Genomic DNA, 12,366 nt, shown 5'->3' with positions numbered 1-12,366 from the left:
AGCTGTCCGCAATGCCTCGCGCTGGATCTTAAGTTCGGCTGATTTCGTTAGACCTCACATTGCGCCGCGCCTATCGAGGGTGACTGGTTCGCAGATGGAATGGAGAATGCAATGCAGCAGCAAAATGTGCTCTCTAGTGGTGGTGGGCGGACCGGACATTTTTGTAACACCGCGTACGTGATCGAGGGGAGCAGGAGCTTTTTCGATGCCGCGCACACGGCTGGCCTCATGGGTATCTATGGACGCTCAACTATCGGATGGGCTTTTGCTTTGGGTTGCGGCCCGCTTGACAGCCGACCACTGGTACTTGATTTCGTGCGGTGCTCCTACTTGGGCCTCGACAACCATCCCGTAGTCATCGCGGGTGCGATCGAGGCGATAAGGGCGCATCGATCATTACATTGGTCCTGCGCGCGAACGCGGCTCAATTTCGACCTCCTGGCGGAACTTGAAGCAACTCTGTCAGATATGTTCTGCGCGCGCGTGCTTACCTATTCCACCGTTATGCTCGCCAATTTGGGCGCAATGCCCCTCCTTGCATCTGGTCAACTAACGGGCGGACGGAAACCGGTCGTAGTATTCGACCGCTTTGCGCACGTCTCGCTTGCCTATCACAAGCCCGTGGTTGCCGATGAAGCACGGGTCGAAACGGTTGCGCACAACGACATCGACGCTCTCGAACGCCTGTGTCGCCAACAGCCGGTGGTGGCCTGTGTATGCGATGGAGTGTACTCCATGGGAGGCCATTCGCCGATCAAGGAACTGCGTCAACTTCAGGAACGCTATGGGCTCTTTCTTTACATGGACGATGCACATGGCACATCGCTATTTGGACGGCACGGCGAAGGATTTGCTCGCTCCCAGTTTCCGTCCGGCCTCGGTGACCGAACGATCATAGCCGCCTCACTAGGCAAGGGGTCCGCGCATCAGGCGGCCTGTTGATGCTCGGGACTTCCGACCAGGAGACTTTGTTTCGACGGTATTCCGTCCCCTACTCGTTCTCGGTGCCTCCCAACCTAGCGGCAGTTGGAGCGGCGCTTGGCTCCTGCAAGATTCACCGCTCGGAAGAACTCGGTCAGCGGCAGAGGCGGTTGGCGCAACGCATAAAACTCTTTGATCGTAGGGTGGTAACTGCGGAGCAAGGCAATTCACTTCCGATCAGAATGATCGCCACCGGATCAGAAGCCAAGGCCATTGCAATCGCAAGAGAGCTTCTAGATGCCGGGCTCTATACGTCGGTGACGTTCTTCCCAACCGTTGCGCAAGGAAGAGCGGGGGTACGAGTGTGTATTACGGCCGATCATGAGGCTCGCGATCTAGAGCGGTTATGCGATTGCGTCTTGGAAAGAATCAATGACATGACTGTGGGCCTTCATACGGTCCAGCCCGTTCCGTGAGAAAATGGTGACGCTCGCGCGAAATCGTCGTGCCCGCTCTATGCACAAGATGAAGGCCGCTGCCTTCCCGATCGGTCTCTTCGAGGCAGGTGATTACTTTCCAGGCCGCGGTCATTGTCGGGCGCAGATGAACGACTCAGAGCTTGTCCCCGGACGCAGCGCAAACCACCCACGTGTCGCTACTTGTAAGCTGCGTCATCCTTCGCGCATCGATAATGTCCGAACGCGTAACAGGCGATGATTCGTGGTCGCAGCATGGTTGGAACTGGAATCACGATGGGAATACTGTCAGGGCTGCGAGTCGTTGAGATCGGAAGCTCGGCTACGACAAGTTATTGCGCACGATTGCTCGCCGATTTTGGCGCCGATGTTCAGAAAGTCGAGCCACCCCTAGGCGACCCACTTCGCCGCAGCGCGCCACTGACACCGAGGGGCCAAAGCGCGTGGTTTGCGTTCCTGAACTTCAATAAGTCAAGCGTCATCATCGACCCGGACGACAAACACGCGATGATGAAGTTAACGGCATTAATCGAAAACTGCGACATTCTGATTGATGGCCGCGATGTCGATCCCGCAGATTGTCGGTCCATTGATGTTGCGACGATCCGGCAGCGTCGCCCGAGCTTGATCTGCATCGAAGCGAGCTGGTTCGGCAGCGGGGGACCCTACGCAGGATTCGCGGCAACTGATTCGACGGTACGTGCTCTGGCCGGGCTCATCAAGCTGGTCGGACCGATTGAGGGTCCGCCGTTGTCCGCTCCGGATTTCCAGGCGGGCATTCTTGCAGGCCTTTGGGCCTTCATCGCCCTGGCATCTTCGATTTTTGCGCGGACGCAGGGAGGGGCAGGCCGGTCGTGGTCGGTCAGCATTTTCGAAGCGAACCTCGCTCTCAGCGAGAATCATATGTTCGAAGCCGATGCTCGGGGCGAAATGACACGTCGGCTCGGCATTAATCGCTTCTGGCCAATGTTTCCGGCAGGCATCTACGAAACCAAAAAGGGATGGCTCGGAGTTACAACGTTAACGCCGGCGCAATGGCGCTCATTCTGCGATATGCTCGGTCTATCGGAGTTACGTGACGATCCAGGTCTGGCGCTCAGCGCAGATCGCTTGCCATACATAGACCAAATCGAAAGACAGTTTCTGCCAAAGCTTAAAGCTCGGACGGCGCAGGAGTGGTTCGTAGAGGGACTGCAACGGAAGATTCCGATCGTACCTGTACCCGAAATATCGGATCTGCTACTCGACCCCGAGAAAAGCGCGCGTGGCGCGATTGTGCCTGTGTTGATTGGCGAAGAAGAGGGCATGACGGTGGGTTCGGTGCAGCGGCTGACCTTGACGAATCCCCGTCGAGGCGGAAAGGTTCCGGCTCCCGGTGAGCAGCAGGAGCTCGCAACCAGCCGAACAAATTCTCCCTTCGCAGTGGAGGGTTCGCCTGGCTGCGTCGCTCCCAACCGGCACCCGTTGGCTGGGGTTGTTGTAATTGATTTCACGATGGGCTGGGCGGGCCCATTGTGTACGCGCACGCTCGCCGATCTTGGTGCAGATGTTATTAAGATCGAGGCCATCCAGCATCCAGACTGGTGGCGCGGCCTTGACAGCCGGGCCGCTTACGTCCGCGGTCAAATGTACGAAAAGGCGGTGCGCTTCTGCATCATGAATCGCAACAAGAGCGGTATCACACTCGACCTAACGCGCCCGCAAGGCCTCGCTCTCGCAAAGCAGTTGGTTGCGCGAGCTGATATTGTCGTTGACAATTTTTCTATTGATGTCCTGCGAAAGTTCGGACTTGGTTATGACGTGCTTAAGGTGCTCAATCCGCGCCTCGTGATGATGTCGATGTCAGCCTTTGGTTCGAACAGCGTCTATCGCGATTGCCGGGCTTACGGATCGACTCTCGAGCAGGGGTCGGGATTACCAAGTGTAGTCGGCAATCCCGGAGGGGCACCCACTATGAGCCATACCGCCTTCGGGGACCCGGTCGGTGGGCTCAACGGCTGCGCCGCGGTTCTGCTCGCGTTGATTCACGCCCGCACGAGTGGCCAGGGGCAGTTCATCGATTTGGCGCAAATCGAATGTATGATGCCGTTCGCTGCGCCATGGATCACGATTCAGTCGATCGCCGGTCTCCCGCCGATAAGATACGGCAACCGACATCCTCAGTTTGTGCCGCACGGGTGCTTCCGGTGTGCGGGTGTGGACAACTGGATCATGATAGCCGCGACAAATGACGATATGTGGCGGAGGCTCGCACTTCTTATTGGCCGGTCAGACTGGGCCACTGATGCGTCGCTGAAATCTGCAGAAGGTCGCCGGGCTGTTCAGAACGTCATTGAGACAAGTATCGCAGCCTGGACGCTCACCCGCGATGCGGACGAAGCGATGTTTGCGTTGCAATCCGTCAAGATTGCTGCCGGCGTGGCGCGGCTACCAGTTGACCTGCTGAAGGATCGGCATCTTAGGTCGCGCGCGTTTTTCCAAAATATCCACCGCGCTTTCATCGGCTTGCAGCCGCAGCCGTCGATGCCGATTCGCGAAGGTGGAGGCCGTCCTTATGCGATCCGTACGCCGGCACCGACGCTGGGACAGCACAACGGAGAGATCCTGTCAGACTTACTCGGTCTCTCCGAAGCGAACATTGCTGAATTGCGGAGAGAAAGGATCATCGGGACGGCGATGCTCTCCGAAGGGCAGGTCGATAAAGTAGCGCAGGGGACATGACAATCGATCTTACGAGTTGCCCAACACATCAGAGAGACGGCGGAGCACCCTGCTCATCATAAAATGTGCTGCCGTGAACTCGGGCCAGAATTTGAAAGTTCTGTGCGTCAAGTTCAGCAAAATTGATCACGGGGTCCGGTCGAGCCATCCGCTCGGAGCCGCCGTCGCACGCTTGCCAAAAGCGTAGCGCTGAGGGAGCCACGGCGGCGGAGGGCGGTGCATCCCCTTGGTGGGCCTGAGCATCGTCAGGCCGCTTGGCGTACTGAAGGAACACAAGAAGGAGGCACGCTCGACGTTCAAGATGCGCACAGCCGCAAGCGGCTCTCGGCATTGGGGAAGATCCCATGTTGGTTGACTTCATGTGCTTGCGGTGCGCCAGTGGCAGGCGGAAGTAGGTGAGTGTTTCCTCGATGTTCCTTTCTCCCAGCCGGTGAGCTCGCGGTATTTGCCACCCCATTTGGGAACCAGACGGCAAGATCGCGCCGTACCTACGAGAGGTCGCGCCGGTCGTACATCAATCTGAACTCGAGTAGGCAATCGTCATCGACCTTCCGGGCGACATAGTCGAGGGCCTTGCGCAGGAAGTGCGCATAGGGGGCGTTGGATTTCGCGCGGTGCACAACCAGCCCCGTCATGTCCTCGCGTCAAAACCCGCGCCATAGCGCGATTTGAAGCCGCAAACGCACTATGAGGGACAATCCAAGGCAGAATAAGCACAAGGAGAGTTGCTGCCAGCCGCTTGAGGTTGATGGCGGGGGCTGTCAGGTAGGCCCGGATCTTCATGTTTGGCAGGCCACGTCGTATGGCGGGCGCCAGTCCGTGCCAGGTCTGGCTCCGCCGTGGAGACCTCTGAGCTCCAGCGATGGCGCTGCTAGAGCCGTCATACCGCAACCGGCAAAAAGCGCCTGAGATTGTAACGGAACACCTCTCACAGAGCAGAGCGACCCATCTGCCCAGCCATCCAGAAGGCGTGCCAATCAACGAGCTGGCGCGCCTAGAAGGGGCATCGTCAATCATCGTGAGCCTCAACGTTTCCAATCAAAGCGAATTGGAGTCGATAACTGCATCAACGATGTGCTCGCGTTTGAAAGCCGCACCACAATACAAATCCATAAGCAAAGAAGAGCGGCTTCGTCTACACATGCAGCAAAACAACTTAAAGTGGGCGTCAACCTCCTTTTATCATTGCCATATTCCGGCCGGAACGCATATCGCGCGCAAGCGGGGACTCTTAAGCATATCCATTATGGGCGGAGTCGTTTCGGCGTTGCGCTTGCGCGCGGCGCGTCCTGACTTCACAATTAACAGCCATCATGAGCTGCTACCAATCTTGCAAAGGCGCGGTGTTTTTCGGAATGCGTAAAGCATGATTGGCAAGGAATCACCACAGAACGTCGCTCCTAAGACACCGAGGCAAAGAGTAGGCCTTATCGGTGCTGGACGCATGGAACCGGTATTGGCATCAGCCTGTTGAGTCAAGAAATCGACCTGCATATCAAAGTAAAAAGTCGGTTCGGTGCGGATCGTTTGACTGGTGCAGGTGCCCACGTGTTATCGCTGCCTTCCAGCCGCGAGGTTGAGGCAGTTTGCCAAGATGGGTTGTTCGTCTATATGCGCCCAGGAGGTCTGATAATTGACTGCTCCACGTCTTATCCTGCTTCGACGGTCGCACTGGCTGAGCAGGCTCAAAACGCCGCCTAAGCTTTGTCGATGCTCCAGTAACGCGGAGCCCCGAACACGCAGAGGCTAGGCTTTCTCAATGCAATCGTCGGATCGACTGAAAAGCTTTTCCGCTCGGCTGAGGGCATTCTGCCGCATTCTGCGAGACCGTTCTTCACGCCGGGGAGGTCGGACAAGGTCACAAGCTCAAGCTTATTTACAACAGCATGACTGTGGGATAGCGGCGGTGGCCGTGGAGGTCTGCCAGTTTGCTTCCGGTGTTGACGTCGATCTCATAACGCTCTGCTCTTTGGTGAGTCGGGGTTCCACTAACAGCGGAATATTTCAAACCTTCGTGGCCTTCTTGTTGAACGAGAAACCTGAAGTTTGGGCAATCTCAATCGCGAATTCCGCAAAGGATATTGAGTGCCCCTGTGCGTCTCGCAGGCGAGAGCTTAGTGCCAGTGCCCGTCCTGGCTACCGCCGCGCACAAATTAAATGTCTCAGTTGCTGCAGGGGAAGGTGAGCTCACATTAACTCCATCTGTCCCGTTTCAGGATGATTTTCGAAGTTGGCCTTGGACCGCCGGCTGAAACAACGAGCCCGGTGGGTGGCTAATCTTCTCGCGGTCGCGGTAAGAGACGAGTTCCGCGCTATCGAACGCGTTGTCACTGGTGCGGTACTGCGTCACATCTTCGTCGAGCTTGCGAAGACGGCTGCCGCCGCAGCACTGGCGCAGTAGGCGACCGCTCGCTCAAATAGACCCAAGATCGAGGGCGAGTCAGCTGTTTCGGCTTACAATCTGGTTGGTATCGTTTGCCTCAAAATTAGTGACACCCGCCGGGCATGAGCTGTGGCTCACCTTTACGTTGGCCCATGAAAGCGGCCAATGACCTAGCTAAATAAGTAACAGGAGTGAATGAGGATGAGGCATGGTTCTATGGACGGCTGTTCCGCCACAAGAGCTTTGATAAAGGCAGGCGGCTCCCTCAAGAATCGTCAACTACCAGCATCGCCAGTTGCGCCGGGGAAGACCACCATGCGAGAGCTATCTTTAACGGCTACATGTGGAGGGCATGTTCATGTTATCCGAGCTTGAGAATGAGTGCATAAACCGGGAAGTCGAAAGGCTCAATCCTCCCAACTTTCGGATCGAGCACTTCGCCGCAGTTAGCTACGCACAAGCCGGAGAAGACGTTACTTTAGAAGGAATGTTGGCTGCAAGACTCTCCAAGAGCCAAAGATCTTGGGAGAGCGTGTTCTATGTCGAGATCGGCGCTAATCAGCCCATCTCGACCTCGAATACCGATCTTATGTATCAAAGAGGAGCGCAAGGTGTCCTAGTCGAACCCAATTCTGAATTGGGAGCGCTGATCCAGACAGTGCATCCAAGAGACGTTCTCGTGCCGTCCGTTGTCCTTCCAACTTCACCCGCGTCTGCCACCCTCTTCATCGAAAACGCTTATGAGTTGTCTTCTTCGAATGAGGCGCATATCGAGTGCTTCGGAGACTTCGACGGCCTAGAACGTGTGCGAGAGCATATCGAGATGCGCGCTGGTGTTTCCCCTAACGACCGCGCTCGGCGGCGCGCTCCTGCTCACGCATTCCCATGCCATCGCCAACATCAAGGACCAGCTCCTGATCGAGATGAGCCACACGCCGCTTGCGCTGTGCGGGATCGCCGCGGGCTGGGCGCGCTGGCTCGAATTGCGGCTCGACGGCCGCGTCCGCAACATCGCGGCGTGGATCTGGCCGGTCGCCTTCATCCTGGTCGGGCTCGTCCTGCTGGACTACCGCGAGGCCTGAGCGCCGGCCCCATCTTGCCGCGGCAACCATTCCCTGTAATCTGAGCAAAACACTGGGGAAGAAGCCGATGGCAGGAGTCTTGGAGGGCGTGCGCGTGCTCGATTTCGGGCGCTATATCGCCGGGCCCTATTGCGCGACATTGCTAGCCGAGTTCGGGGCCGAGGTCATCCGCATCGAGAAGCGCGACGGCAGCGAGGATCGTTTCGTCGCGCCGGTGGGGGAAGGCGGCGAGGGCGCGCTGTTCCTCCAGGTCAATCGCAACAAGAAGTGCATCACGCTCGATCCGATGAAGGCCGAAGGCCAGGAGGTGATGCGCCGCCTGATCGCGACCGCGGACGTCGTCGTCGCCAATCTGCCGCCGCAGACCCTGCGCGCGATGAAGCTCGACTACAAATCGCTGAAGGCGATCAAGCCGGACATCATCCTGACCACGGCCACCGCGTTCGGCGGGCCGGGACCCTGGTCCGACCGCGTCGGCTTCGATGGCGTCGGCCAGGTGATGTCGGGCTCGGTGTACATGACAGGCAGCGGCGATCCGCCGTATCGGGCCGCGGTGGCTTGGGTCGATTTCGGCACCGCGCTGCACTGCGCCTTCGGCACGCTCGCCGCGCTGATCGAGCGCGGCAAATCCGGGCGCGGGCAGATCGTCGAGGGCGCGCTGCTCGCAACGGCGCTGTCCTTCACCAATGCCACGCTGATCGAGCAGGCCGTCATCGACGTCAACCGCGTGCCGACGGGCAATCTCGGCCAGACCGCGGCTCCCGCCGACATCTACCGCACGAGGGACGGCTGGGTGCTGTGCCAGGTCACGGGACATCCGCTGTTCAAGCGCTGGGCGCGGCTGATGGGCGAGGAGGATTTGTGGCTGAACGATCCGCGCTTTGCCGACGACATCAGCCGCGGCAACAACGGTCCGCTCATCAGCGAGCGGATGGCGCGCTGGTGCGCCGAGCGCACCACGCAGGAGGCCGTCGACACGCTGGGCCAGGCCATGATCCCGACCGGCCCCGTGCTGTCACCGCAGCAGGCGCTGGATCATCCGCACATCCGCGCCGCCGGCTTCATGCAGGACGTCGACTATCCCGGCCTGCCGAAACAGGCGCCGGTCGCCCGCGCCGCGGTGCGGCTGTCGGAAACGCCGGGCGAGATCGCAAGCCGTCCGCCGACGCTCGGCGAACACACCGATCGCGTCCTCGCCGAACTCGGCTATGGTACGGAGGAGATCGCGGCGCTTCGGCAGAGCGGTGTCATCTAGCGTCACAACAGCTGCTTCAACGCCTTGGCATCGGCCGGGGCCGCGCTCTTCTGGTCGTTGTCGAAATAGACGTAGACGTCGCAGCCCTGCCGCTTCCACGACTTGATGCGCTTGGCCCATTGCGCCAGCGCGGCCTTGCTGTAGTGGCCGTGATAGCGCCCGCCCGGCCCGTGGCCGCGCACATAGACGAAATCCGCCGTACGCTTCCACGGGCTAGGTGCATCGTGATGATCGGACAGGCACAGCGAGATGTTCTCCTCGGCCAGCATGCGCAGGATGCGCGGCTGATACCAGTTCGGATGACGGAATTCGAAACTGTAACGCCGCTTTCGCGACAATAGCTTGAAGAACGAGGCGAGCCGGTCCGCATTCGCCCTCGAATTGCGGCGGCAGCTGGAACAGGATCGGGCCTGCCTTGCCGCCGAGCCTGGAGATGCGGTCCTCGAGCAGCTCCAGGCTATTGACGGAGCGGTCCGACAGGCGCTTCCAGTGCGTGATGAATTTGGACGCCTTCCAGGCGAACACGAAATCGCGCCCGGTCTGCTCGCGCCATCCCGTCACCGCCTCCGGCGTCGGCGTGCGGTAGAACACTCCGTTCAGCTCCGTGGTGTCGAACTGCCCGGCATAGTAGCGAAGCTGCTGCTTCAGCGTCACGCCCTCGGGGAAGAACGGGCCGCGCCAGGAGGCGTAGTGCCAGCCCGAAGTTCCGATCAGAACGCGCGTATCGGCCCCATGGACGTTCCCTCCGGCTAATGGCAACGGATGCCACGTCAAACATGGCGGTCGCCGAGGAGGAGGGCGGCCACCTCTTGGCCGACGGCTATCACGTCGAGCGCGTGGACCCGACATTCGCGCCGCGGCTGGATTGGAAGCTGCCGCGCGAAATCTCGTGACGGCCCTAGCAAATCAGGCATGATCGTTGCTACGGCGGAAGTGCGCTCCCTCTCCTGCAAGCGAGAGCTTTGCACAAAAGAGGAATTTGCGATTCTCTGGGCCTGCCGTGGAGGGCGGATTCGGATGGCATATCGACAGGTTGGGCAACCGAGCTTCGCGGATGCGCTGGTGTCGCGGCGGGGAAAAGGTAGCGCGGTGCTGAAGCGGATTGGCGAACTGGTCGACTGGGCGGCTGTGGAGAGCGTGCTGCGCAGTCTGCCGGAACCCGAGCGTGGCGCGCCGGCCTATCCGCCGCTGGTGATGTTCAAGGCGCTGCTGCTGCAGCAATGGTACGGACTGTCCGATCCGGGGCTTGAAGAGGCGCTGGATGATCGCGCCTCGTTCCGCGGTTTCTGCGGCTTTGTGCTGGGCGACGAGATACCTGACCACGCAACGATCTGGCGCTTCCGCGAGGCGTTGCAGCGGGCCGGCCTGGACGAGAGGCTGTTCGCCGAGATCCTGCATCAGATCGACGCGCAAGGGTTGGTGGTACGGCGGGGCACATTGATCGACGCGCGTCTGATTCCTGCGGCCGTGAAGCCGCCGAAGCCTCCAGAGGACCTGCGGCCGCCCGGCCCGGACGGTCGGGCGCCGAGCAAGCTGGTCAACAGCAAGCGCGATCCGGATGCGCGCTGGACCAAGAAGGGTGGCAAACGATACTTCGGCTACAAAGCCCATGTCGGCATCGACCAGGGCTCGGCGATCATCCGCCGCAGCAAGCTGACCGAGGCATCGGTCAACGACAGGGTGCCGGCTGACGAGTTGGTCTGTGGTGATGAGAAGGCGGTCTATGCCGACCAAGCCTATGATAAGCACGAGCGCCGCAGCGGGCTCGCGGCGCGGGGAATCGAGCCGCGGCTGATGTTCCGGCCGAACAAGCATCATCCGCTGACCGAGCGCAGAAGCGCTTCAACGATGCTGTGGGAAAGCGCCGCGCACCGGTCGAGCAGGTCTTCGCGCGCCTCAAGGGCAGCTACCGCTGGGCGCGCGCCCGTTATCTGGGCTTGGCGCGCAACCAGACCCATCTGCGCCTGATCTGCCTTGCCATGAACCTCAAACGATGGGCGGTGCTGTCTCCTGCGGGAGCTGCGGCATGACCGCCGCAGCCCAACACCATCGGTCCGGCGCGAAAGCGGATCTGCGCACTTCGCGCGCGAGGTCCGCGGTCGTTCGAAAAAAGCCCGAAATCGAACCTCACTCCCGCACAACGCATTGTGCAAAGCTCTCGCAAGCGGGAGAGGGTTGGGGAGAGAGTGTGACCTTGCCCCCATATGTGGAACGGCCCGCGTGGCAAAAGCTTTTTCAGTCGATTTCACACATTGGGACGGTGCGGTCATATGTCCGGCCTTTGCGCGCGGCACAATATGGCCGCTGGCCTCGATGAGATCCGCGGAACGAGGAGCCAAATCAAGTTTCGCGCTTGAGCGCATTGGGGGCAGTAGCTTCACTCGTTTCGGGATTTCGTCCCAAGGGTTCATCGCCTGTTGTTGCACCTTGCCCTCTGCCGGCCTGCGCCGGTCAGATCGCTTTGGCGGTCACTGCGTCCATCAGACGGCGGCCGCGGCAGTCAGCGGGTCGGGACGTCGGTAAGTCCCGCCCTTGTTCAGAAGCGCCCAGATGATCCGCGCCGTCTTGTTGGCCTGCGCGACCGCTGCAACCTTGAAGGGCCGTCTGGCGAGAAGCGCCTTCAGCAACGGCCGCGCCCGAGCGTCGGTTCGGACAACCCGCAAGACGGCCGTCGCCCCGACCACGAGCAGAGAGCGGAGTTCCGGATTTCCCATCTTCGATATTCCTCCCAGTCGCTCTTTGCCTCCGCTGGAATAAGGCCGCGGCGTCAATCCCAGCCAGGCGGCAAAGTGGCGAGCCGACTTGAACCCGCCGGGATCCGCGCCTTGATGGTCGCCGCCGTGATGGCGCCGACGCCGGGGATCGTGGTCAATCGACGCATGTCCTCGTCGTGCTTGGTCTCCAGGACTATTGCGCGCTCGAGCCTCTCGATCTGGTCGGCTGAAGCTTCAATCTCGTCGGCAATAGCCCTCAGCGCGAAGCTCGCTGCTGCGGGCAGGCGAGCATCTGTCTCATCCCGTACGATTGCGACCAGCACCTCAACCTTTGCCAGGCCAGCGGTGGCGACGATGCCCAATTCGGCCAGATGCGCGCGCAACGCGTTGGCCGCCTGCGTTCGCTGCCGCACCAGAAGGGCGCGGGTCTTCAGCACCATCGCGGCAGCCTGTTGCTCGGCCGTCTTGATCGGGACGAAGCGCATGGTCTTGCGGGTCACCGCTTCGCTGATGGCCTCTGCGTCCGCCACATCCGTCTTACCACGCTTGACGAAGGGTTTGACATAAGCCGGCGGAATGAGCCGCACCTCATGACCGAGAGCTGCGATCTCGCACGCCCAATAGTGGGCGCTACCGCAGGCTTCCATCCCCACCAGGCATGGTGGCAGTTTCTCGAAGAAGCGCAGAACCTCGCTGCGCCGCAATTTCCTGTTGAACACGGGCGAGCCCTCCGCATCCGCGCCGTGAACCTGGAAAACGTGCTTGGCCAAATCTAACCCGATGGTGCTAACCTATTTCACGGAACGGTCCCTCC

General features: G+C 60.2%; 7 protein-coding genes and 5 pseudogenes. 9 read left to right on the top strand and 3 right to left on the bottom strand.

Annotation, left to right across the window (positions count from 1 at the left end; all coding sequences use genetic code 11):
* Positions 1 to 99 precede the first annotated feature (99 nt).
* Positions 100 to 1,397 (top strand): annotated as a pseudogene (locus N2602_RS32835) (aminotransferase class I/II-fold pyridoxal phosphate-dependent enzyme).
* Positions 1,398 to 1,742: 345 nt separating this feature from the next.
* On the top strand, positions 1,743 to 4,118 hold the full coding sequence (locus N2602_RS32830) for a CoA transferase (protein WP_260380706.1): 2,376 nt from the start codon (positions 1,743 to 1,745) through the stop codon (positions 4,116 to 4,118).
* Between the two features lie 488 nt (positions 4,119 to 4,606).
* Here N2602_RS32830 and N2602_RS32825 read toward each other — a convergent pair whose 3' ends face one another.
* On the bottom strand, positions 4,607 to 4,753 hold the full coding sequence (locus N2602_RS32825) for a transposase (RefSeq protein ID WP_260380705.1): 147 nt from the start codon (positions 4,751 to 4,753) through the stop codon (positions 4,607 to 4,609).
* Positions 4,754 to 4,980: 227 nt separating this feature from the next.
* On the opposite strand from N2602_RS32825, the gene N2602_RS32815 reads away from it, so the two are divergent.
* From N2602_RS32815 to N2602_RS32800, 5 genes and pseudogenes are all read left to right on the top strand, one after another.
* The gene (locus N2602_RS32815; protein WP_260383835.1) at positions 4,981 to 5,481 is read left to right on the top strand and encodes a hypothetical protein; all 501 of its coding nucleotides are present in this window, start codon (positions 4,981 to 4,983) and stop codon (positions 5,479 to 5,481) included.
* A 185-nt stretch (positions 5,482 to 5,666) separates the two neighbouring features.
* Positions 5,667 to 5,819, top strand: a complete 153-nt coding sequence (locus N2602_RS39050) for an NAD(P)-binding domain-containing protein (protein WP_409241937.1) — start codon at positions 5,667 to 5,669, stop codon at positions 5,817 to 5,819.
* A 568-nt stretch (positions 5,820 to 6,387) separates the two neighbouring features.
* Positions 6,388 to 6,519 (top strand): hypothetical protein, encoded by a 132-nt coding sequence (locus N2602_RS32810; RefSeq protein WP_260380704.1) that lies wholly within the window; start codon positions 6,388 to 6,390, stop codon positions 6,517 to 6,519.
* Between the two features lie 803 nt (positions 6,520 to 7,322).
* Positions 7,323 to 7,583, top strand: a pseudogene (locus N2602_RS32805) (copper resistance protein); the annotation flags it as partial.
* A gap of 67 nt (positions 7,584 to 7,650) precedes the next feature.
* A complete protein-coding gene (locus N2602_RS32800; protein ID WP_260380702.1) occupies positions 7,651 to 8,838 on the top strand; it encodes a CaiB/BaiF CoA-transferase family protein in 1,188 nt (395 codons plus the stop codon).
* Positions 8,839 to 8,840: 2 nt separating this feature from the next.
* On the opposite strand, the pseudogene N2602_RS32795 reads toward N2602_RS32800, so the two are convergent.
* A pseudogene (locus N2602_RS32795) lies at positions 8,841 to 9,597 on the bottom strand (DUF72 domain-containing protein).
* A gap of 153 nt (positions 9,598 to 9,750) precedes the next feature.
* Between N2602_RS32795 and N2602_RS32790 the strand changes: the two are divergent.
* Together N2602_RS32790 and N2602_RS32785 are read left to right on the top strand one after the other, a co-directional pair.
* A pseudogene (locus tag N2602_RS32790) lies at positions 9,751 to 10,623 on the top strand (IS5 family transposase); the annotation flags it as partial.
* 68 nt (positions 10,624 to 10,691) lie between these two features.
* Positions 10,692 to 10,868 (top strand): transposase, encoded by a 177-nt coding sequence (locus N2602_RS32785; RefSeq protein WP_247903908.1) that lies wholly within the window; start codon positions 10,692 to 10,694, stop codon positions 10,866 to 10,868.
* Positions 10,869 to 11,318: 450 nt separating this feature from the next.
* Here the strand turns inward: N2602_RS32785 and N2602_RS32780 are convergent.
* Positions 11,319 to 12,334, bottom strand: a pseudogene (locus tag N2602_RS32780) (IS110 family transposase).
* Positions 12,335 to 12,366: the final 32 nt, after the last annotated feature.

Origin of the sequence: Bradyrhizobium sp. NC92 (assembly GCF_025200865.1) — a bacterium.
Lineage (GTDB): Bacteria > Pseudomonadota > Alphaproteobacteria > Rhizobiales > Xanthobacteraceae > Bradyrhizobium.
Note: the sequence above shows the minus strand (reverse complement) of the source record. Positions and strands in the feature narration are given on the sequence as shown.